General features: G+C 71.1%; 20 protein-coding genes. 8 read left to right on the top strand and 12 right to left on the bottom strand.

The window, feature by feature from the left end; translation table 11 throughout:
• The 12 genes from nuoL to E0D90_RS03730 form a co-directional block, all read right to left on the bottom strand.
• The gene (gene nuoL, locus E0D90_RS03785; RefSeq protein ID WP_130796585.1) at nt 1-1,896 is read right to left on the bottom strand and encodes an NADH-quinone oxidoreductase subunit L; all 1,896 of its coding nucleotides are present in this window, start codon (nt 1,894-1,896) and stop codon (nt 1-3) included.
• Nucleotides 1,897-1,923: 27 nt separating this feature from the next.
• On the bottom strand, nt 1,924-2,223 hold the full coding sequence (nuoK, locus tag E0D90_RS03780; protein WP_103503488.1) for an NADH-quinone oxidoreductase subunit NuoK: 300 nt from the start codon (nt 2,221-2,223) through the stop codon (nt 1,924-1,926).
• Entirely contained in the window at nt 2,220-3,179 is a 960-nt protein-coding gene (locus E0D90_RS03775) for an NADH-quinone oxidoreductase subunit J (protein ID WP_103503487.1), read from the bottom strand. The genes nuoK and E0D90_RS03775 overlap by 4 nt, the downstream gene beginning before the upstream one ends.
• Nucleotides 3,179-3,853 (bottom strand): NADH-quinone oxidoreductase subunit NuoI, encoded by a 675-nt coding sequence (gene nuoI, locus E0D90_RS03770; protein WP_103503486.1) that lies wholly within the window; start codon nt 3,851-3,853, stop codon nt 3,179-3,181. Before nuoI ends, E0D90_RS03775 begins: the two co-directional genes overlap by 1 nt.
• Nucleotides 3,846-5,240, bottom strand: coding sequence for an NADH-quinone oxidoreductase subunit NuoH (gene nuoH / locus E0D90_RS03765; protein WP_103503485.1), 1,395 nt, complete (start codon nt 5,238-5,240; stop codon nt 3,846-3,848). The genes nuoI and nuoH overlap by 8 nt, the downstream gene beginning before the upstream one ends.
• Entirely contained in the window at nt 5,237-7,771 is a 2,535-nt protein-coding gene (locus E0D90_RS03760; RefSeq protein WP_130796584.1) for an NADH-quinone oxidoreductase subunit G, read from the bottom strand. The genes nuoH and E0D90_RS03760 overlap by 4 nt, the downstream gene beginning before the upstream one ends.
• The gene (nuoF, locus tag E0D90_RS03755; RefSeq protein ID WP_103503503.1) at nt 7,768-9,126 is read right to left on the bottom strand and encodes an NADH-quinone oxidoreductase subunit NuoF; all 1,359 of its coding nucleotides are present in this window, start codon (nt 9,124-9,126) and stop codon (nt 7,768-7,770) included. Before nuoF ends, E0D90_RS03760 begins: the two co-directional genes overlap by 4 nt.
• 5 nt (nt 9,127-9,131) lie before the next feature.
• The gene (gene nuoE, locus E0D90_RS03750; protein WP_103503483.1) at nt 9,132-9,977 is read right to left on the bottom strand and encodes an NADH-quinone oxidoreductase subunit NuoE; all 846 of its coding nucleotides are present in this window, start codon (nt 9,975-9,977) and stop codon (nt 9,132-9,134) included.
• Nucleotides 9,974-11,308, bottom strand: coding sequence for an NADH-quinone oxidoreductase subunit D (locus E0D90_RS03745; protein ID WP_103503482.1), 1,335 nt, complete (start codon nt 11,306-11,308; stop codon nt 9,974-9,976). The genes nuoE and E0D90_RS03745 overlap by 4 nt, the downstream gene beginning before the upstream one ends.
• Nucleotides 11,308-11,991 carry an NADH-quinone oxidoreductase subunit C gene (locus tag E0D90_RS03740; RefSeq protein WP_227869970.1) on the bottom strand — a complete coding sequence of 228 codons (684 nt, stop codon included), beginning with the start codon at nt 11,989-11,991 and terminating at the stop codon, nt 11,308-11,310. The genes E0D90_RS03745 and E0D90_RS03740 overlap by 1 nt, the downstream gene beginning before the upstream one ends.
• A gap of 131 nt (nt 11,992-12,122) precedes the next feature.
• Nucleotides 12,123-12,677 carry a NuoB/complex I 20 kDa subunit family protein gene (locus tag E0D90_RS03735; RefSeq protein ID WP_103503481.1) on the bottom strand — a complete coding sequence of 185 codons (555 nt, stop codon included), beginning with the start codon at nt 12,675-12,677 and terminating at the stop codon, nt 12,123-12,125.
• 93 nt (nt 12,678-12,770) lie between these two features.
• The gene (locus E0D90_RS03730; protein WP_103503480.1) at nt 12,771-13,130 is read right to left on the bottom strand and encodes an NADH-quinone oxidoreductase subunit A; all 360 of its coding nucleotides are present in this window, start codon (nt 13,128-13,130) and stop codon (nt 12,771-12,773) included.
• 481 nt (nt 13,131-13,611) lie between these two features.
• Between E0D90_RS03730 and E0D90_RS03725 the strand changes: the two genes are divergently transcribed.
• The 8 genes from E0D90_RS03725 to E0D90_RS03690 all read left to right on the top strand — a co-directional run.
• Complete coding sequence (locus E0D90_RS03725; RefSeq protein WP_130796583.1) at nt 13,612-14,391, top strand: sulfite exporter TauE/SafE family protein; 780 nt, start codon at nt 13,612-13,614, stop codon at nt 14,389-14,391.
• Between the two features lie 61 nt (nt 14,392-14,452).
• On the top strand, nt 14,453-15,025 hold the full coding sequence (pspAB, locus tag E0D90_RS03720) for a PspA-associated protein PspAB (protein WP_103503500.1): 573 nt from the start codon (nt 14,453-14,455) through the stop codon (nt 15,023-15,025).
• A 306-nt stretch (nt 15,026-15,331) separates the two neighbouring features.
• A complete protein-coding gene (gene htpX / locus E0D90_RS03715; RefSeq protein WP_103503479.1) occupies nt 15,332-16,237 on the top strand; it encodes a zinc metalloprotease HtpX in 906 nt (301 codons plus the stop codon).
• Between the two features lie 101 nt (nt 16,238-16,338).
• Nucleotides 16,339-17,301: a hydroxymethylbilane synthase gene (gene hemC / locus E0D90_RS03710; protein WP_130796582.1), complete on the top strand. Its 963-nt coding sequence runs from the start codon at nt 16,339-16,341 to the stop codon at nt 17,299-17,301.
• 455 nt (nt 17,302-17,756) lie between these two features.
• Nucleotides 17,757-18,662: a C40 family peptidase gene (locus tag E0D90_RS03705; protein WP_130796591.1), complete on the top strand. Its 906-nt coding sequence runs from the start codon at nt 17,757-17,759 to the stop codon at nt 18,660-18,662.
• Between the two features lie 277 nt (nt 18,663-18,939).
• Entirely contained in the window at nt 18,940-19,209 is a 270-nt protein-coding gene (locus tag E0D90_RS03700) for a hypothetical protein (protein ID WP_130796581.1), read from the top strand.
• The gene (locus tag E0D90_RS03695; RefSeq protein ID WP_130796580.1) at nt 19,202-19,846 is read left to right on the top strand and encodes a DUF6879 family protein; all 645 of its coding nucleotides are present in this window, start codon (nt 19,202-19,204) and stop codon (nt 19,844-19,846) included. Before E0D90_RS03700 ends, E0D90_RS03695 begins: the two co-directional genes overlap by 8 nt.
• On the top strand, nt 19,847-21,916 hold a 2,070-nt coding region (locus tag E0D90_RS03690; RefSeq protein ID WP_130796579.1), incomplete at its 3' end, for an ATP-binding protein.

The following is a 21,916-nucleotide window of genomic DNA, read 5'->3' as shown; positions in this document are numbered from 1 at the left end:
TTAGACCGCCCTCATCAGCAGGGTCACGGCGATCAGGATCGCCGCGCCGCCGAACATCGATGCCGCATAGCTGCGGGCGAAGCCGTTCTGCGTCTTCCGCAGCCGCCCGGAGAGCCCCCCGAACATGGCCGCGGTGCCGTTGACGACGCCGTCCACCAGCTTGTGGTCGACGTAGACCAGCCCGCGGGTCAGGTAGTTGCCGGGGGTGACGAACGCCGCGTGGTTGAAGTCGTCCTGCAGCAGGTCGCGTCGGGCGGCCCGGGTGATCCAGCGGCCGGTCGGCGCGACCTCGGGCACCGGACGGCGGCCGTACTGGAGCCAGGCGGCGCCCACGCCGACCAGCATCAGCACGGTGGCCGCGACGGAGACCATGCCGTGGCTGATCGGGGAGTCGCCGTCGGCGGTCGGGACCACCGGCGACAGCCAGTCGACGAAGTTGTGGTTCAGGTTGAAGAAGAAGCCCGCCCCGACGGAACCGACGGCCAGCACGATCATGGGGATCGTCATGGACTTCGGGGACTCGTGCGGGTGCGGCTCGTTGCCCTCGGCGTCCCGCTGCCAGCGCTTCTCACCGAAGAACGTCAGCAGCATGATCCGGGTCATGTAGAAGGCGGTCAGGGCCGCGCCGAGCAGCGTGACGCCGCCCAGGATCCAGCCCTCGGTGCCGCCCTTCGCGAAGGCCGCGTAGATGATCTCGTCCTTGGAGAAGAACCCGGAGAGATAGGGGAAGCCGATGATCGCCAGGTAGCCGAGGCCGAAGGTGACGAAGGTGACCGGCATGTACTTCCGCAGACCGCCGTAACGGCGCATGTCCACTTCGTCGTTCATGCCGTGCATCACCGAGCCGGCCCCGAGGAAGAGCCCGGCCTTGAAGAAGCCGTGGGTGACCAGGTGCATGATCGCGAAGACGTAGCCGATCGGGCCGAGCCCGGTCGCCAGCATCATGTAGCCGATCTGCGACATCGTCGAACCGGCCAGCGCCTTCTTGATGTCGTCCTTGGCGCAACCGACGATCGCACCGAACAGCAGCGTCACCGCGCCGACGATGACCACGACGGTCTGGGCGTCGGGGGCGCCGTCGAAGATGGCGCCGGAGCGGACCACCAGGTAGACACCGGCGGTGACCATGGTCGCGGCGTGGATGAGGGCCGAGACCGGAGTGGGGCCCTCCATCGCGTCACCCAGCCAGGACTGCAGCGGCACCTGGGCCGACTTGCCGCACGCGGCGAGCAGCAGCATCAGGCCGATCGCGGTCAGCGTGCCCTCGCTCGCCTGCTCGGCGGAGCCGAGCACCGGGCCGAAGGCGAAGGTGCCGAAGGTGGAGAACATCAGGAAGATCGCGATGGCCAGGCCGATGTCACCGACCCGGTTGACCACGAACGCCTTCTTCGCCGCCGTCGCCGCGCTCGGCTTGTGCTGCCAGAAGCCGATCAGCAGGAACGAGGCGAGACCGACACCCTCCCAGCCGACGTACAGCAGCAGGTAGTTGTCGGCGAGGACCAGGACCAGCATCGCCGCGAGGAACAGGTTCAGATACGCGAAGAACCGGCGGCGGCGGACGTCGTGCTCCATGTACCCGATGGAGTACAGATGGATGAGCGTGCCCACCGAGGTGATCAGCAGCACGAACGTCATGGACAACTGGTCGAGCTGGAAGGCGATGTCGGCCTGGAAGTCGGCCACCGGCACCCAGCTGTACAGGTGCTGGCTCAACGCCCGGTCGGCGCCCTCCCGGCCGAGCATGTCGAAGAAGAGCACGGCGGCGAAGGTGAAGGACAGCGCGGCGAGGCCGGTGGCCAGCCAGTGGCCGAAGCGGTCCAGGCGACGACCGCCCACAAGCAGCACCGCCGCGCCGAGCAGCGGTGCCGCGACGAGCAGTCCGATCAACGATTCCACTGGTAACTCCACATTCTTCCGCTGGCCTTACAGCTTCATCAGACTTGCGTCGTCGACCGAAGCCGAGTGGCGCGAGCGATAGACCATGACGATGATCGCCAGCCCGACCACGACCTCGGCGGCGGCGACGACCATGACGAAGAACGCCATGATCTGGCCGTCGAGGTTCCCGTGCATGCGGGAGAAGGTGACCAGCGCCAGGTTGGCGGCGTTCAGCATCAGCTCGATGCTCATGAAGACCACGATGGCGTTGCGGCGCAGGAGCACACCGCAGGCACCGATGGTGAACAGCAGCGCCGAGAGATGGAGATAGTTCTCGGGACTCACTTGCCGGCCTCCTCGGCGCCGTCGCTGTCACCGTCGTCGCCGGCGGTGCCGGTCGCGTCGGTGGTACGGGTCGAGCCGGACTCGCCCCGGTTGGACTCCCGTTCGGGGCGGGCGCCGGGACCCAGCGCGCCGCTGACCGAACCGGGCCGGTTCTGGTGGTCGGCCGTCCGCTGTTCCAGCGCGGCCAGCGAACCCATCGCCTCGTGGTGCACCTCGCGGACCTGGCCACGCTCCTGGAGCGTGGCGCTGACGGTCAGCGGGGAGGGCGTGCCGTCCGGCAGCAGGCCGGGGATGTCGACCGCGTTGTGGCGGGCGTAGACACCGGGCGCGGGCAGCGGCGGCACCTGGGTGCCGTCCTTGACCCGCTCCTCCGACTGCTCCCGCTGGGACTTGGAGCGTTCGATCTTCTCGCGGTGGGTCAGCATGGTGGCGCCCACGGCGGCGACCGTCAGCAGCACGCCCGTCACCTCGAAGGCGACCATGTAGCGGGTGAACAGCAGCGACGCCAGGCCCTGCACGTTGCCCTGCGCGTTGGCCTCCGCCAGCCCGGTGAAGGAGCCCACGGACGCCTGGCCGATACCGGCGATCAGCAGGATGCCGAGGCCGAGCCCGAAGCCCGCGGTGATGAGCCGCTGCCCCTTCAACGTCTCCTTGAGGGAGTCCGCCGCGCTGACACCGACCAGCATCAGCACGAAGAGGAAGAGCATCATCACGGCGCCGGTGTAGACGACGATCTGCACCACGCCGAGGAAGTAGGCGCCGTTGGCCAGGTAGAACAGCGCCAGGATGACCATGGTCCCGGCCAGGCAGAGCGCCGAGTAGACGGCCCGGCGCATCAGCACCGTGCCCAGCCCGCCGGCCACGGCGATCGGCGCGAGGATCCAGAACTGCGCGGCCTCGCCACCGGAGGTGGAGGTCTCCGCCGCGAGCGAGGACAGTGCGGTCAGCGTGCTCATCACCGCACCTCCGGCGGTTCGCCGTCGTCGCCCACGTTGTCGCCGTGGTGGCGGCCCGCCGGGTCGGCCAGGGAGGCCGCCGCGGCGAACGCGTCGTCCTCGGTGACCTCCTCGCCGGGCGCGGACTCGCCCTTGGAGCGGGCGACCTGGCGCACGGTGCCCTCGGCCGCGCCGGGGACCTCACCGCGGTAGTAGGTCTGGTCGTCCGCGCCGGGGTACATCGCGTGCGGCGCCTCGACCATCCGGTCCTCCAGGCCCGCGAGCAGCTCCTCCTTGGTGAAGATCAGGGAGGTGCGGCTGCGGTCCGCGAGTTCGTACTCGTTGGTCATGGTCAGCGCGCGGGTCGGGCACGCCTCCACGCACAGCCCGCACAGGATGCAGCGCAGGTAGTTGATCTGGTAGACGCGGCCGTAGCGCTCACCCGGGGAGTAGCGCTCCTCGTCGGTGTTGTCGGCGCCCTCGACGTAGATGGCGTCCGCCGGGCAGGCCCAGGCGCACAGCTCACAGCCGATGCACTTCTCCAGCCCGTCCGGGTGGCGGTTGAGCTGGTGGCGGCCGTGGAAGCGGGGCGCGGTGGGCTTCTTCTCCTCCGGGTACTGCTCGGTGAGCCGCTTCTTGAACATGCCCTTGAAGGTCACGCCGAAGCCGGCCACCGGGTTGTTGAAGTCAGGCATCGCCGTCCTCCTTCCGTGCGTCGCTCGGTGCGTCGTGGACGGCCTCGTCCTCCGGCTCGGTCCCCGCACCGCTCGGTGCGGCGACGGTCGCCCGGTGCCGCTCGGCCCGTGAGGGGCGGCGTGGGACCGGCGGCAGTGTCTGGCCGGGCTTGGGCGGCACGGGGAAGCCCCCGGCCATGGGATCGAAGTCGGGCTCCTCGGGCTCCGCGGCCGCTTTCGCCCGCTCGCTGCGGTCCCGCAGCGTGTCGATCACCAGCGAGACCAGCAGCAGGGCGACGACACCGCCGAGGACCCACAGCAGGATGTCGCTGAAGGAGCGGCCGTCGTTCTGGAAGGCGCGGACGGTGGCGACCAGCATCAGCCAGACCAGCGCGACCGGGATCAGGACCTTCCAGCCCAGCTTCATGAACTGGTCGTAGCGCACCCGGGGCAGCGTGCCGCGGATCCACACGAAGAAGAACATGACGGCGAGCAGCTTGATGGTGAACCACAGGATGGGCCACCAGCCGGTGTTGGCCGCGTCCCACCAGGAGATCGGCGCGGGCGCGCGCCAGCCGCCGAGGAAGATCGTCACCATCAGCGCGGAGACGGTCACCATGTGGATGTACTCGGACATCATGAAGAAGGCGAACTTGATCGACGAGTACTCGGTGAGGTACCCGCCGACGAGGTCGCCCTCGGACTCCGGCATGTCGAACGGCGGGCGGTGCGCCTCGCCGACCATGGCGATCATGTAGATCAGGAACGACACCGGCAGCAGGATCACGAACCAGCGGTCCTCCTGTGCCGCGACGATGCCCGAGGTGGACATCGAACCGGAGTAGAGGAAGACGGCCGCGAAGGACAGACCCATCGCGACCTCGTAGGAGATGATCTGCGCGGTGGCGCGCACACCGCCGAGCAGCGGGTAGGTCGACCCCGAGGACCAGCCGGCCAGGACGGTGCCGTAGACGGCGATGGCGCCGGTGGCCAGCACGTACAGCAGCGCGACCGGCAGGTCCGTCAGCTGGAGCACGGTCTCGGTCCCGAAGATGGACACCGGGTCGTCGGCGGGGCCGAAGGGGATGACCGCGATGGCCATGAACGCCGGGACGGTGGCGAGGATCGGCGCCAGGATGTACACCGGCTTGTCGGCGCCCTTGACGACGATGTCCTCTTTGAACATCAGCTTCACGCCGTCGGCCAGCGACTGGAGCATGCCCCAGGGACCGTTCCGGTTGGGGCCGATCCGCAGCTGCATCCAGCCGAGCACCTTGCGCTCCATGACGATGGAGATCAGCACGGTGCCCATCAGGAACGCGAAGACGGCGACCGCCTTGAGCAGGATCAGCCAGAACGGATCGTTGCCGAACATCGACAGATCCGCCTCTTGGGCGAGCACGGTCATCGGGCGTTCCCTCCCTTCTCCTCAGGGGCCTGGTCCGAGGGCTCGGACACGGCGATCTTGACCAGCTCGCCGGGATGCGCGCCGAGGTCGTGGTAGAGCCCGCCGCCGAAGGAGTTGAGCGGCAGCCAGACCACGCCGTCGGGCATCTCGGTCACCAGTGCCGGGAGTTCGACCTTCCCGGCCGGTCCGGTCACGGCGATCGGCTGACGGTCGGCGATGCCGGCCGCGGCAGCGGTGGCGGCGGAGAGCCGGGCGGGCGAGGCGTGCCGGGTACCGGCGAGCGCCCGGTCGCCCTCCTGGAGGCGGCCCTGGTCGAGCAGCATCCGGTGGCCGGCGAGCACGGCCTCACCGGCGGCGGGCGCCGGGGGCATCGCGGCGGTGGCGGTGGGCCCGAGCGGCAACTCGCCGTTCCAGGCCGCGAACTCACCGATCTCGCGTCGCGTGCTGTTGAGGTCGTGCAGCCCGAGCGGCACGTCCAGATGGTCGGCCAGCATGTGCAACGCCCGTGCGTCCGGCTGCACATGGCGGCGGGTCATCTGGTCGGACGCGATGGCGGCCTCGAACGGGCGGTAGCGGCCTTCCCAGTTGAGGAAGGTGCCGCCCTTCTCGGCGACCGCGGCGACCGGCAGCACCACATGGGCGCGGGCGGTGACCTCCGTGGGGCGCTGTTCCAGGCTGACCAGGAAGCCGTCGGCGGCGATCCGGTCGAGCGCGGCCAGCGCGGCGCGCGGGTCGGGCAGGTCGGCGGTCTCGACGCCGCCGACCAGCAGTCCGGCCAGCTCACCGTCGGCGGCGGCCCGCAGGATGCCGGAGGTGTCGCGGCCGGGACGGTCGGGCAGCGCCGACTCGTCGACGCCCCAGACCGCGGCGGTCTGCTGGCGGGCGAGGATGTCGTGGTCGGGCCGGCCGCCCGGCAGCAGGCCCGGCATGGCGCCGGCCTCGACGGCGCCGCGCTCCCCGGCCCGGCGCGGAATCCACACCAGGCGGGCGCCGGTCGCACCGGCGGTCGCGACGGCGGCGGTCAGCGCGCCGGGCACCATGGCCAGGCGCTCACCGACGAGGATCAGCGCGCCCTCCAGACGCAGCCCGTCGGCCGCGGCCTGGGCCGCGCCCTCCAGACCGCCGCCGGCGGCCAGCGCCTCCAGCCACTCGGTCTCGGTGCCGGGTGCGGCGGGCAGCAGTACGCCGCCGGCCTTCTGCTGGCCCCGGGTGAGGTGGGTGGCCAGCGAGTAGCTCTGCTGGCCGCGGTTGCGGTGCGCCTTGCGCAGCCGCAGGAAGACGCCGGGCGCCTCCTCCTCGGACTCCAGCCCCGCCAGCAGCACGGCCGGGGCGCGTTCCACGGCGCGGTAGTCGACCGGACCGCCGTGGTCGACGCCGCTGCCGGCGACATGCGCGGCGAGGAACGCGGCCTCCTCGGCCGAGTGCGGCCGGGCCCGGAAGTCGATGTCGTTGGTGCCGAGCGCGACGCGGGCGAACTTGGCGTAGGCGTAGGCGTCCTCGACGGTCAGCCGGCCTCCGGTCAGGACGCCGACGCCGCCGTCGGCGCGGGCCGCGGACAGCCCCGCCGCGGCGGCGGCCAGGGCCTCCGGCCAGCTGGCGGGGGTGAGTTCACCGCTCTGGGCGTCGCGGACCAGCGGGACGGTGAGGCGGTCGGGGAGCTGCGCGTAGCGGAAGCCGAAGCGTCCCTTGTCGCACATCCACTCCTCGTTGACCTCCGGGTCCTCCGCGGCGAGCCGCCGGAGGGTCTTGCCGCGCCTGTGGTCGGTGCGGGTGGCGCAACCACCCGAGCAGTGCTCGCAGATGCTCGGCGAGGAGACCAGGTCGAAGGGGCGGGAGCGGAACCGGTAGGCGGCGGAGGTCAGCGCGCCGACGGGGCAGATCTGGATGGTGTTGCCGGAGAAGTACGACTCGAACGGCTCGCCCTCGCCGGTGCCGACCTGCTGGAGGGCTCCCCGCTCCAGGAGTTCGATCATCGGGTCGCCGGCGATCTGGTTGGAGAAGCGGGTGCAGCGGGCGCACAGCACGCAGCGTTCGCGGTCCAGCAGCACCTGGGTGGAGATCGGTACCGGCTTCTCGAAGGTGCGCTTGACGCCCTCGAAGCGGGAGTCGGCCTGGCCGTGCGACATGGCCTGGTTCTGCAGGGGGCACTCGCCGCCCTTGTCGCAGACCGGGCAGTCCAGCGGGTGGTTGATGAGCAGCAGCTCCATCACGCCGACCTGCGCCTTCTCGGCGACCTTGGAGGTCAGCTGGGTGCGGACCTCCATGCCGTCGGTGCAGGTGATGGTGCAGGACGCCATCGGCTTGCGCTGGCCCTCGACCTCGACGATGCACTGGCGGCAGGCACCCGCCGGGTCGAGCAGCGGGTGGTCGCAGAAGCGCGGGATCTCGATGCCGAGCTGTTCGGCGGCGCGGATCACCAGGGTGCCCTTGGGCACGGAGATCTCGATGCCGTCGATCGTCAGCGTCACCAGGTCCTCGGGGGGAAGCGCCGGGGTTCCGCCGGTGGTACCGGAGGTGGTGGTGACAGTCATGCGTTCACCTCCTGGGAAGCGTCTCGGTCGTCCGCCCAGACGGTGGACTTGGACTGGTCGAACGGGCAGCCACCGCCGGTGACGTGCTGTTCGTACTCCTCGCGGAAGTGCTGGAGCGAGGAGATGATCGGGGCGGCGGCGCCGTCGCCGAGAGCGCAGAACGACTTGCCGTTGATGTTGTCGGCGATGTCGAGGAGCTTCTCCAGGTCCGCCATGGAGCCCTTGCCGGCCTCCATGTCGCGCATCAGCTGGACCAGCCAGTAGGTGCCCTCGCGGCAGGGCGTGCACTTGCCGCACGACTCGTGGGCGTAGAACTCGGTCCAGCGGGTGACGGCGCGGACCACGCAGGTGGTCTCGTCGAAGCACTGGAGCGCCTTGGTGCCGAGCATCGAGCCGGCCCCGGCCACGCCCTCGTAGTCCAGGGCGATGTCGAGGTGTTCGTCGGTCAGCAGCGGCGTGGAGGACCCGCCGGGCGTCCAGAACTTCAGGCGGTGGCCGGGGCGCATGCCGCCGCCCAGCTCCAGGAGCTGGCGCAGCGTGATGCCGAGCGGCGCCTCGTACTGGCCGGGCCGGGCCACGTGCCCGGAGAGCGAGTAGAGGGTGAAGCCGGCCGACTTCTCGCTGCCCATGGAGCGGAACCACTCCTTGCCGCGGTCGATGATCGCGGGCACGGAGGCGATGGACTCGACGTTGTTGACCACCGTCGGGGAGGCGTAGAGACCGGCGACGGCCGGGAACGGCGGGCGCAGTCGCGGCTGGCCGCGACGGCCCTCCAGCGAGTCCAGCAGAGCCGTCTCCTCGCCGCAGATGTAGGCGCCGGCGCCGGCGTGGACGACCAGTTCGAGGTCCTTGCCGGGCCCGAGGGCGTCCTTGCCGACGTAGCCGGCGGCGTACGCCTCGGCCACGGCTGCGTGGAGCCGCCGCAGCACGGGGACGACCTCGCCGCGCAGGTAGACGAAGGCGTGGGAGGCGCGGATCGCGTGGCAGGCGATCACGATGCCCTCGATGAGGGAGTGCGGGTTGGCGTAGAGGAGCGGGATGTCCTTGCAGGTGCCCGGCTCGGACTCGTCCGCGTTGACGACCAGGTAGTGGGGCTTGTTGTCACCCTGCGGGATGAACTGCCACTTCATGCCGGTGGGGAAGCCCGCGCCGCCCCGGCCGCGCAGACCGGCTTCCTTGACGTAGGCGATCAGCTCGTCGGGGTCCATGGCCAGGGCCTTGCCCAGGCCCCGGTAGCCGCCGTGGCGGCGGTAGCCGTCCAGCGTGTAGGAGTCGGTGTCGCCCCAGTTGGCGGAGAGCACCGGGGTGAGGAGGTCCTTGGCGGTGGCGGCGTCGCGCGTCGCGTCGGTGGACATGGCGGTCACTCACCCTCCTCAGCGGCCGGGCCGGCCGGGTGGTGGGGGTCGGAGGCGGAGGTCTCCTCCGGCGCGTCGTGGGAGCTGAGGTTCTGCGGCGGGACGTCGCCGCCGGGGTGGCGGCCCGCGCCGGCGGCGGGGCGGCCGGCCGGGAGCTGCTCGCCGTTGGCCATCCGCAGGCCGACCAGCGAGGCGGCGCCGCCGGTGCCGCCTGCGTCGACCGCGCCGGTGCGCGGGTCGGGGAAGCCGGCCAGGATGCGGGCGGTCTGCTTGAAGTCGCAGAGCGAGGCGCCCCGGGTGGGGACGACCTCCTCGCCGGCGCGGAGCTTGTCGACCAGCTGCTTGGCCGACTCGACCGTCTGGTCGTCGAAGAACTCCCAGTTGATCATGATGACCGGGGCGTAGTCGCAGGCCGCGTTGCACTCGATGTGCTCCAGCGTGACCTTGCCGTCCTCGGTGGTCTCGCCGTTGCCGAGCTCAAGGTGCTCCTGCAGCGCGGAGAAGATGGCGTCGCCGCCCAGGACCGCGCACAGGGTGTTGGTGCAGACGCCGACCTGGTAGTCGCCGGACGGCTTGCGCCGGTACATCGAGTAGAACGTCGCGACCGCGGTCACCTCGGCGGTGGTCAGGCCGAGCTGGTCGGCGCAGAACCGCATCCCGGTGCGGGTGACGTACCCCTCCTCCGACTGCACCAGGTGCAGCATCGGCAGCAGCGCAGAGCGGCTGCCCGGGTAGCGCGCGATGATCTCGGCCGCGTCGGCGGCCAGCCGCTCGCGCACGTCGGCGGGGTAGTCCGGCGCGGGGAGCTGGGGCATCCCCAGTCCCACGGCGGCGTTGGCAGCCTCCGTCATCGGTCGACGCCTCCCATCACGGGGTCGATGGACGCCACCGCGACGATGACGTCGGCGACCATGCCGCCCTCGCACATCGCAGCCGTGGCCTGCAGGTTGGTGAAGGAGGGGTCGCGGAAGTGGACCCGGTAGGGGCGGGTGCCGCCGTCGCTCACGATGTGGACGCCGAGTTCGCCCTTGGGCGACTCCACAGCCGTGTAGGTCTGTCCGGCCGGGACCCGGAAGCCCTCGGTGACCAGCTTGAAGTGGTGGATCAGGGCTTCCATCGAGGTGCCCATGATGTTCCGGATGTGGTCCAGGGAGTTGCCGAGACCGTCGGGGCCGAGCGCGAGCTGCGCGGGCCAGGCGATCTTCTTGTCCCCGACCATCACCGGGCCCGGCTCCAGCCGGTCCAGGCACTGCTCGATGATCAGCAGCGACTGACGCATCTCCTCGACGCGCAGCAGGAACCGCCCGTAGGAGTCGCAGGTGTCGGTCGTCGGGACCTCGAAGTCGTAGGTCTCGTAGCCGCAGTACGGGTCGGTCTTGCGCAGGTCGTGCGGGTGGCCCGCCGAGCGCAGGATGGGCCCGGTGGCGCCGAGCGCCAGGCAGCCGGCGAGGTCGAGGTAACCGATGTTCTCCAGGCGGGCCTTGAAGACCGGGTTGCCGGAGCACAGCTGGTCGTACTCGACGAGGTTCTTGCGCATCTTCTTGACGAAGTCGCGCAGGTGGTCGACGGCGCCGGGCGGGAGGTCCTGGGAGAGTCCGCCGGGCCGCACGTACGCGTGGTTCATCCGCAGCCCGGTGATCAGCTCAAAGGCGTCCAGGCAGAGTTCGCGGTCCCGGAAGCCGTAGATCATCACCGTGGTGGCGCCCAGCTCCATGCCGCCGGTGGCGATGGCGACCAGGTGCGAGGAGATGCGGTTGAGCTCCATCAGCAGCACGCGGATCACATTGGCGCGGTCCGGGATGTCGTCGGTGATCCCGAGCAGCTTCTCCACGCCCAGGCAGTACGCCGTCTCGTTGAAGAACGGCGTCAGGTAGTCCATGCGCGTGACGAAGGTGGTGCCCTGCGTCCAGGTCCGGTACTCGAGGTTCTTCTCGATGCCGGTGTGCAGGTAGCCGATGCCGCAGCGGGCCTCGGTCACCGTCTCGCCGTCGATCTCCAGGATCAGCCGCAGCACGCCGTGCGTGGACGGGTGCTGCGGACCCATGTTGACGATGATCCGCTCGTCGTCGCTGCGCGCGATGGCCTCGGCCGTGGCGTCCCAGTCCCCACCGGAGAGGGTGTAGACGGTGCCTTCGGTGGTCTCGCGCGCGCCCGCCGGCGCGGTGGGGTGTGAGGTGGACATCAGGAGTACGACCTCCGCTGGTCGGGAGCCGGGATCTGGGCGCCCTTGTACTCGACGGGGATGCCGCCGAGCGGGTAGTCCTTGCGCTGCGGGAAGCCCTGCCAGTCGTCCGGCATCATGATGCGGGTCAGCGCGGGGTGGCCGTCGAAGACGAGCCCGAAGAAGTCGTAGACCTCCCGCTCGTGCCAGTCGTTGGTCGGGTAGACCGAGACGATCGACGGGATGTGCGGGTCGGCGTCGGGAGCGGTCACCTCCAGCCGGACCAGGCGGCCATGGGTGATGGACCGCATGTGGTAGACCGCGTGCAGCTCCCGGCCGGTGTCGGTCGGCAGGTGAACACCGCTGACGCCGGTGCACAGTTCGAAGCGCAGCGCCGGGTCGTCCCGCATCGTCCGCGCCACCCGGAGCAGGTGCTCGCGGGCGATGTGGAAGGTGACCTCGTCGCGGTCGACGACGGTGCGCTCGATCACGGCGGCCGGGTCGACACCCTGTTCCTCCAGGGCGCCCTCCAGCTCGTCGGCGACCTCGTCGAAGTAGCCGCCGTAGGGCCGGGAGGTGGCGGCGGGCATCCGCACCGTGCGCCGGACGCCGCCGTAACCGGAGGTGTCACCACCGTTGTTGGCGCCGAACATGCCGCGCCGCTCGGCGATGACCTCGCCGGGCGCGTGGACCGAGGCGGGCAGCGCCCCGGCGGAGTCGTTCAGCTGGCTGTCCTCCGGCGCCCCGGCCGGGGCCGGGGAGGCCGCCTTCTCCGAAGCGGCCTTGTCCGGACCGCTGTTCGCGGGGGAACCGTTGCCCTTGTCCTTGGCGTCACTCACCGGAGTAGCCCCTTCAGCTCGATCGTCGGGAGCGCCTTCATGGCCGCCTCCTCCGCCTCACGGGCGGCCGCCTCGCGGTTGACGCCGAGCTTCTCGTCCTTGATCTTCTCGTGCAGCTTGATGATGGCGTCCATCAGCATCTCCGGCCGCGGCGGGCAGCCGGGGAGGTAGATGTCGACGGGGATGACGTGGTCGACGCCCTGCACGATCGCGTAGTTGTTGAACATGCCGCCGGAGGAGGCGCAGACGCCCATGGAGATGACCCACTTGGGGTTCGGCATCTGGTCGTAGACCTGCCGCACGACCGGCGCCATCTTCTGGCTGACCCGGCCGGCGACGATCATCAGGTCGGCCTGGCGCGGCGATCCGCGGAAGACCTCCATGCCGAAGCGCGCCAGGTCGTAGCGGCCGGCGCCGGTCGTCATCATCTCGATGGCGCAGCAGGCGAGGCCGAACGTGGCGGGGAACATCGAGGACTTGCGGGCGAGCCCGGCCATCTTCTCGACGGTCGTGAGCATGAACCCGCTGGGGATTTTCTCTTCGAGACCCATGTCAGATGCCTTTCGTGTCCGCTCGGCGGAGGGGCCGGCCGGCCTGGCCGGCGTACGCCGGGCGCGGGGAGTGAGCCGCGGTGGGCGGTGTCGTCAGTCCCACTCAAGCCCCCCTCGGCGCCAGTCGTAGGCGTAGGCCACACCGATCAGGCCGACGAAGATCGCCATCTGCACCAGGCCGAACATGCCCAGGGCGTCGAAGTGGACGGCCCACGGGTAGAGGAAGACGATCTCGATGTCGAAGACGATGAAGAGCATCGCCGTCAGGTAGTACTTGACGGGGAAGCGCCCCCCGCCCGCCGGCTGCGGAGTGGGCTCGATGCCGCACTCGTAGGCCGAGAGCTTGGCACGGTTGTAGCGCTTCGGGCCGATGATCGCCGCCGCGATCACGGAGCCCACGGCAAAGGCGGCCCCCAGGGCGCCCAGCACGAGGATGGGAACGTACGCGTTCACCGCACCTCGCTCCTTCCAGTCGACGGCGCTGCTACAAGAAGATCACTTCTATGTGAGTCAGTTCACAAGCACGAAGGCATCCTATGCCTCGACCCCTGTGAGCTGTGACACGGGGTCCTCATTGATCTTTGTGATCTCCCCCACCCGGGGTGCCACCTTGACGAAACCGCAGGTGAGAGACGTCACCGTTCCTCCACTGTTGGTATCGGCCGGAGCACGCGAGGTGATCCGGGGAACCCGTGACCACCTCGCCGGCGGCGGCCGTGCTATCAGCCCCGACCGTCTCATCGCAAATTTGTCCCGAACAGCCCGTGCGAGGTATCGGGCGGATCCGGCGGTGACGCCCAGGAATCAGATGTTTCATCAGCGTTAACGCGTTGTTGCCCCGGTCTTACGAGTGGGGGCGGGCGAGGACGGGCGGGGCGTGGGGAGTCGCGGGCCGCGGGCACGCGCCCCGGCGCGCGTCCGTAGGCTGGCGCCCATGCTGGAGCTGTCCCTGCCCGTCCTGGTGATGCTGTGCGTGGCCGCCGCACTCGCGGGCTGGGTCGACGCCGTGGTCGGCGGTGGCGGCCTGCTGCTGGTGCCCGCGCTGCTCCTGGGCCTGCCGCAGCACCAGCCGGCCTACGCGCTGGGCACCAACAAGGCCGTCGCCATCACCGGCACCACCGTGGCCGCGTTCACCTACGCCCGCCGCCACCCCGTCGACGTCCGCCTCGCGCTGCGGTTCGGCGCCGTGGCCTGCCTCTCGTCGGCGGTCGGCGCATCGTTCGCGACCGCGGTGAGCAAAGAGGTGCTCCAACCGCTGATCATGGTGCTGCTCCTGGCCGTCGCGACCTTCGTGGTGCTGCGCCCCGCGTTCGGGACGGTCGACAGCGGACGGGTGGCGACCCGTCGCCGCGCCGCCCTCGCCCTGCTGGTCGCGGGCGGCGGAATCGGCTTCTACGACGGGCTGCTCGGCCCGGGCACCGGCACGTTCCTGATCATCGCCTTCGTCGGGCTGCTGCACATGACCATGCTGTCCGCCTCGGCCACCGCCAAGGTCGTCAACGTCGGCACCAACCTGGGCGCCCTGGTCGCGTTTGCCATTCACGGAACTGTGCTCTGGCAACTCGCACTGCTGATGGCGGTCTTCAACGTCGCCGGCAGCTGGGCCGGCGCCCACATGGCGATGCGCAACGGCAGCCGATTCGTCCGGATCGTGCTGCTGGTCGTGGTGGTGGCCCTGGTGAGCCGCCTCGCCTACGACCAGTGGTGGGCCTGACCCCCGGCCGGCGGTGGCGGGACCTGTCACCGCCGCACCCCTCTACTACGCTGGGCGCACCATGGGATTCCTTGACGCGATCTTCGGACGCCGCAAGCCGGTTCAGCCCGACCTGGACCAGCTCTTCGCCCTGCCCTCCGCCGCCGTGACCCTCCAGGCGGCCTCCGGCTTCACGCCGACCGGACTGGGCTCGGTGTGCTTCGCCGGCGCCGAGGGCGGCGCCTTCAGCCGGCTGGAGGAGGACACCACCGCCCTGCTCGGCCGCGAGGCCGAGACCAGCCGTGACCGCTACGGCTACAGCTGGCTGCTGTGCCGCCGCGACCCGGACGACCTCGTCTCGCTGGTCAACGACCTGCACGCGGTCAACACCTCGCTGGAGAGCGCCGGCTTCGGCCCGCAGCTGCTCTGCTCCCTCGTCGGGTTCCGGGACACGCGGGGCCGCCCGCTGGCGCTCGTCTACCTGTACAAGCGCGGCACCTTCTATCCGTTCGCCCCGGTGGTCGGGGGCGGCGAGAAGCGGGACAACCCGCTGGAGATCCAGATCAACAGCGCCCTCGGCGACGATCTGCGCACGGAGAGCGACCTGACCCGCTGGTTCCCGGTCTGGGGCGCCCCGGGACTCACCGCGGACTGACGCCCGACGGACGGAAGCGGCGCCGCGGTACCGCTCGCCGTCACGAACCCCGCCGCTGTGCCTCTGTGCCCTCCGTTCTCTCTGTGCTCTCTAGTGCTCTCTGTGCCGACCGTGGGCTGCGCCACCCACCCGCATGCGCCCGGCCGCACCGGGCAGGGAGCGCGAAGGAACGACGGGCGGCGGCACCCCCACCTGCGAGGCGGCGCCTCCTCCCCGGGGCCGAACCCGGCACACCCGCGTTCCGACCCGGGACTGACGTCACTCCGACGTCTCCGGGCGTAAGGTCCGAAGCAGGAGGCGAGAACCATGACCCGCACGCGCTACGCACCCGACCGCGGCCTCACCAGCCGCATGGTCACCACCATGTTCTTCATCGGTCTGCTCTACGTGGTGCTGGTGGGCGTTCTGCTGGCCGCGTTCCAGAGCGCCTGGCCGTTCGTGCTGGTCTTCACCGGTGGCCTCTTCATCGCCCAGTTCTGGTTCAGCGACAAGATCGCCGCGTACAGCATGGGCGCCAAGGAGGTCACGCCCCAGCAGGCGCCCGAACTGCACGCCGCCATCGACCGGCTCTGCGCCCTCTCCGACTTGCCCAAGCCCCGGGTCGCCATCGCCGACACCGATGTCCCCAACGCCTTCGCCACCGGCCGCAGCCAGAAGAAGGCCCTGGTCTGCGCGACGACCGGCCTGCTGCGCCGCCTGGAGCCGGAGGAGCTGGAGGGCGTCCTGGCGCACGAGCTGTCCCACGTCGCGCACCGCGATGTCGCCGTGATGACGTTCGCCTCCTTCCTCGGGGTGCTGGCGGGCACGGTCACGCGGATGGCCCTGTGGAGCGGCATGATGCGCGGCGGCCGTGGCGGCAACAACAACCAGGCGCAGCTGCTCTTCCTGATCATTCCGCTGGTCAGCGCCGTGGTGTACGCGATCAGCTTCCTGCTGACCCGGCTCCTCTCGCGCTACCGGGAGCTCTCCGCCGACCGCGGGGCGGCGCTGCTGACCGGCAAGCCCTCCGCGCTGGCGTCGGCACTGACCAAGGTCAGCAGCCAGATGGCGCAGATCCCGACCCGGGATCTGCGGCAGGCGGAGCCCTTCAACGCCTTCTTCTTCGCCCCGGCCTTCTCCGGCCAGTCCTTCAGCCGGCTGCTCTCCTCGCACCCGACGCTGGAGCAGCGGCTGGAGCAGCTCGGCCGCATCTCCCGGGAACTGGGCCGCTGACACGACCGCCTCCCGGACCCGGGCCGGGCCGGCGCTGGGCACCACCCCCTGCACGTCCGTTCTGCGTTCCCCGCGCGGAGCCGCGTCACTAGCGTGGCCGCATGCCGCTCGAAGTGCTCCGGATCGGGTCCCGTTCGTCTCCGATGGCCATGGCGCAGGTGGCGCGGGTCCGCCGCGAGCTGGCCGTGGCACGGCCGGAGCTGAGAACCGGGGCGGTCGGGTTCACCACCGCCGGCGACCGCTGGTCGGGTTCCCTGTCACGGCTCGGCGGCAAGGGCGCCTTCAGCCGGGAGCTGGACGACGCCCTGCTGCGCGGCGAGGTCGATGTGGCGGTGCACTGCGTCAAGGACCTGCCCGGTGACGTTCCCCCGGCGCCGGGCACCCTGCTGGCGGCGTACCTGACCCGGGACGAGCCGCGCGACGCGCTGGTCCTGCGGAGCGGGCTCGTGCCGCCCGGGGCCGGGGACCGCGGCGGCCCGGCCGGACTTCCCGGGCTCCCGCCCGGGGCGGTGGTGGGCACCTCGGCCGTGCGCCGGGTGGCGCAGCTGGCGCGCCACCACCCGGCGCTGTCCACCCGCGCGGTGCGCGGCAACGTCAACTCCCGCCTGGAACGCCTGGACGCGGCCGAGTACGACGCCCTGGTCCTCGGCGCCTGCGGGCTGGCCCGGATCGGCGCGGCCGACCGGATCGCGGAGCTGCTGCCGACCGCCACCATGCTGCCCGCCGTCGGCGCGGGAACGCTGGTCGTGCGGTGCCGGGAGGACGACGCCCGGGCCCTGACGGCGGTCCGGCCGCTGGACGACCCGGTCACCCGGCGGGAGACGGAGGCCGAGCGCGCGCTGCTGCGGCGGCTGCGCGGTCACTGCAACAGCCCGATCGCGGCACTGGGCCGCGCCATGACCGACGGCACGCTCTCCCTGCGGGCCCGGGTCTTCTCCCTCGACGGCGAGCGCATGGTGGAGGCCGACGGGCATGGTGCCGACCCGGACTCGCTCGGCACCGGGGTGGCCGACCGCCTCCTCGCGGACGGGGCGATGGAGATCATGGGCGACCTCACCCACTGAGCACGGGTTGCGGGCATCCCACCGCGTGGCTGTGGTCTGCGTCGCATCCGGCGCGCGCGACGGTTGGCGGCAACGGCGAGCGGGGACACCGACCGGAGAGGCTGCGCCGACGGTCGCGGGGTCACCGGCGCATCACGATGACCGTGTCGGCACACCCGCCCGGCGGGTCGTCCGCTGACTGAGATCGCACCCTTCGCCGGTTATGAGCTGCGTCACGAGCTGACGGGCCGTCGATGATCACCATTGCCCGGGGGTCGGCTCACGTGCTAAGCCTCCCCGAACAACGGCCATTTCGGACAATCGCCAGCGCACGAGCCCGCGCGGCCGGCGCGCTCCGAGCGGAGACGTACGCCGTACGCGCGACATAAGGGACATCTCCCCGCGCGTGATGGGTACTTGTGTCGCATTACACGTTTCTTGAGCACAGTTGGCAGCGCTTGATACGGCTGGTGCCCATGTCCCCAATCCGCACCACTCGTACCGCCGGACGGCACCGCAAGCCGCGCCAGGCTCGCACCGTCCGTCTGCTCCGCGGCGGTGTGCTCTCCGGCGTGCTGGGCACCATGGCGGTCGCCGCCCCGGCGAGCGCAGCACCGGCCGACGAAAAGCCCACCGAGGCCACCGGCGAACTGCCGGTCGTCACCGGCGAGGTCACCACCCTCAGCACCGTCCACGTCGCCGGCGCCGCCCGGGCCGCCGAGGCGACCGAGCGCTACATCTCCGCGGCCGACCTCGACAACGCCCACACCCGCGCCTGGGTGCGTGCCGAGAAGGCCGCCGCCAAGCAGAAGGCGGAGGAGGAGAAGGCCGAGCGCGAGCGTGCCGCCGAGCAGGCCCGCGCCGAGGAGGAGGCCCGCGAGGCCGCCGCCGAGGAGGAGGCCGAGCGCCGCGCCGCGGAAGAGGCCACCGCCGCCTCCCGCAGCAGCGAACGCGCCCCGCTCAGCGCGTCCGCCGGCACCTCGGACAGCTCCGCGCCCGCCGCCCAGGAGTCCGCCCCGGCCGCCCCCGGCAACGGGTCCGGCATCGTCGGCTTCGCCCGCTCCCAGGTGGGTGGCGCCTACCAGCTCGGCGCCACCGGCCCCGGCGCCTGGGACTGCTCCGGCCTCACCCAGGCCGCCTACGCCAACGCCGGTATCTCCCTGCCGCGCACCTCGCAGGAGCAGTCCGGCATGGGCACCGCGATCTCCGTCAGCGAGGCGCAGCCCGGCGACATCCTCTACTGGGGCGGACGCGGCAGCGCCTACCACGTGGCGATCTACGTCGGCGGCGGCCGGTTCGTCGGCGCCCAGAACCCCTCGACCGGCGTGGTCGAGCAGGACCTCAGCTACTCCCAGCCCTCCGGCGCAGTCCGCATCGGCTGACCTCGGGCCGAGGAACCTCCCAACGGATCCGCCGCGAGCGGAACCACACCCGGCGCCCCGCGCGTCGGTCCCGATACCACCCGACGCCCCGAACGTCGGGTGCCACGACGCCGTCGCCGTCCCCCCGCCAGGGGACGGCGACGGCGCCGTCGTTCCCCCTCCACCCGCGCCGCTCCGCCGCCGCTCTCCGACGCGAAACTGACCTGAACGACCCTGCGCTGGGAGTGACACCCATCACTACAATGGGTAGTCGACTGCACGGGAGGGGTGATGCGTCGTGGATCGTCCGTGGGAAGCCGATCCGTCCGCGGGGTTCGCGCGGCGGCTCGGGATGTCCGCCGCACAGCTCGGCAGCACCAACGGCCGCGACGGCTGCCCGGACATCTGGGAGCTGGACAACGGGGACATCGCCGTCATCGGCCGTGACCTCACCGACTCCTACGCCGCCCGGCTCCCGCCGGACGTCACCATCGCGACCGACGAGCGACTCGTCGTCGTCCCGGGCACCATGCTGCGATCGGCGAAGCCGGACATCGCCGATGACTGAGCACGCCGGCTGGGCCGACGCGGGACGGCTGCTCCTGCCCCCGTCCGAAGGCGAACGGCTGACGACCGACGCCTATCGCCGGGAGTTCCGGGCCGTCCAGGCAGGGCTGCGCCACCAGCAGTCCTGGAAGTTCGAGCGAGCCCAGGAGTTCGAGGACGAAGGCGACTCCTGGCGGTCCTTCCGGGCCGGCCGCTGGGAGGACGCCCTGCGTCAGCACCAGGAGTGCTTCGCCGACCTGGCGGAGGAGACCGCGCAGGACCGGGAACGCGGCACTCCGTTCCACCGGGTGCGTGTCGTGGAGAAGCCGCTCACGCCCTACCTGCAGTGGGAACTGCACTCGTTCCGCGTACAGGCGGCAGCCGGTAACCACATCCGCGTCGTAGCCGCCGAAGCGCTGGGTGACCTCGAGACCGCGGGCGCCCTGCCGGAGGTCGTGGTCCTCGGCGACCGTGCGCTCTACCAGGTCGCCTACGACGACCGGGGGGCGCTGGACGGAGCGACGCGGTTCACGAGCACGGCGACGGTCGCTCGCTGGGGCGGTTTCATCCGGGACCTCTACCACTCGGGCGAGGACGTGCTGTCATTCTTCGACCGCGAGGTCGCCCACCTGCCTCCGCCGAACACGAGTGCGCGATAGATGAGTGACGCACAGGACTCCGGCGGGCCGACGGAGGAAGCGAAGGCCAACGAGATCGGAGGCGGCACCTCCCGGGACGTCGTACAGGCGGGCCGGGTCAGCGGCGGCATCCACTTCCACCAGCCGTCGTTGTCACCGGAGCCTCCGGCCGCTCACTGGACGCCGCAGCAACTCCCCCGTGACATACGCGGTTTCGTCAACAGGACGTCCGAACTCCGACACCTCAACGCCATCCTCGCCACCGAGGACGGCGACACGACGGTAGTGGACGTCTGCGTGATCGCCGGCACGGCCGGGGCGGGTAAGACCGCGCTCGCCCTGCACTGGGCTCACCGGGCCAAAGCCCGTTTCCCCGAGGGGCAGCTCTATGTGAACCTCCGCGGCTACGACCCGGGCCAGGCGGTCACCACCTGGGCGGCTCTGTACGGCTTCCTCACGGCGCTGGGCGTGTCCACCGAGCGCGTGCCCGCGGATGCCGACTCCGCCGCGGCGCTGTTCCGGAGCGTTCTGGCCGGCCGGAGCATGCTCATCGTCCTCGACAACGCGGCATCGGCCGCCCAGATCAGACCGCTCCTGCCGGGCCACCCGGGCTGTCTGGTGCTGGTGACCAGCCGCAGCCGCATGTCCGGTCTGGCAGTCCACGACGGCGCGCGTCGCATCACGCTGGGCACGCTCCCGGAGCCGGAGGCCGTCGCGCTGATCCGTGCCGTCACCTCCGGCTACCGCACGGAGGACGCCACCGAGAAGATCGCCGAGCTGGCCCGCCTCTGCGCCCATCTACCGCTCGCGCTGCGCGTCGCCGCGGAACGCGCCGCGAGCCACCCCTACATGGATCTGGATGACCTCATCGAACAACTGCGTGACGAGTCAGCGCTCTGGGACGCCCTGAGCACGGGCGGCGGACAGGACAGTGAGGCCGTGCGGTCCGTGTTCGCGTGGTCCTACCGTGCGCTGTCCCCGGACAGCGCACGCCTCTTCCGGCTTCTCGGGACGCACCCGGGGTCGGACATAGGACTCGGGGCCGTGACCGCACTCGCGGACGTCAACACCCGCCACGCGCGCCGGCTTCTCGACGATCTGGTCGGCGCCCACCTGCTGGAGCAGACGGCTCCGGACCGGTTCGAGTTCCACGACCTGCTGCGTGCCTACGCCCACGAGACAGCCCGCACCCACGAAACCGCGGACGGTCGCACGGCGGCACTCCGCCGAGTCGTCGACTGGTACCTGTTCACCGCGGACAACGCACGGAAATGGCGTGCCCCGGAAGAGCAGATCGGCCTCGGGCCCCCGGACGAAGCCGTGACTCCTCAGACCTTCTCGGACTACGACCAGGCGATGGACTGGTGCGAACGGGAGCAGCGCAACCTGATGGCCGCCGTGAGTGCCGCCGAGAAAGCCCGGATGGACCGGCAGGCCTGGCAGCTTGCCGCGGTGCTCTGGAGCACGCGAGGCCCGTCCGCACCGGAGACGGAGTGGCTGGCCACGGCCGAGGTCGGTCTCCGTGCGGCACGCCGCCTGGGCGACCGCGTGGGAGAGGCCGGCCTGCTGGAGACCATGGGCCTCTCACTCCGCGGCATCAACGAGCACCGGACGGCGGAACGGTTCAACGCGGAAGCTCTGACGATCTGGCGTGAACTCGGAATCCGCGAGGGCGAGGCGTCCGCGCTCAATGCCCTGGCTCTGATCGACCTCCGCTCCCGTCGGCTGACGGACGCGGAGTCTCGTCTCAGCGATTCAGCAGAGATCTTTCGCGCCCTCGGTGACGCGCACTGGGAGGCGGTGGCGCGGGCCAATCTGGCCGAGGCGCTGCTGGAGGCGGGACGGATCGACGAGGCGGCCGCCCCGCTCGACGAGGCGCTGGAGCTCCACCGGCAAGCCGGCAACCAGCGCAGCGTGGGCAACGTCCTGCGCATGCGCAGCGCCCTCCTGCTCGAACGCGGTGACACCCACGCCGCGCTGGAAGCAGCCGAGGAGGCCGTCGAGATCGGGCTGGCACTCCGCGACCACGCCCCCGAAGGCTTCTGGCTGCTCTACCTGGGCGACGCCCAACTCGCCCTCGGCCAGGCCGAC

It is taken from the genome of Streptomyces otsuchiensis (assembly GCF_004305975.1).
Taxonomy (GTDB): domain Bacteria; phylum Actinomycetota; class Actinomycetes; order Streptomycetales; family Streptomycetaceae; genus Streptomyces; species Streptomyces otsuchiensis.
This window is presented reverse-complemented; position numbering and strand designations above follow the sequence as displayed.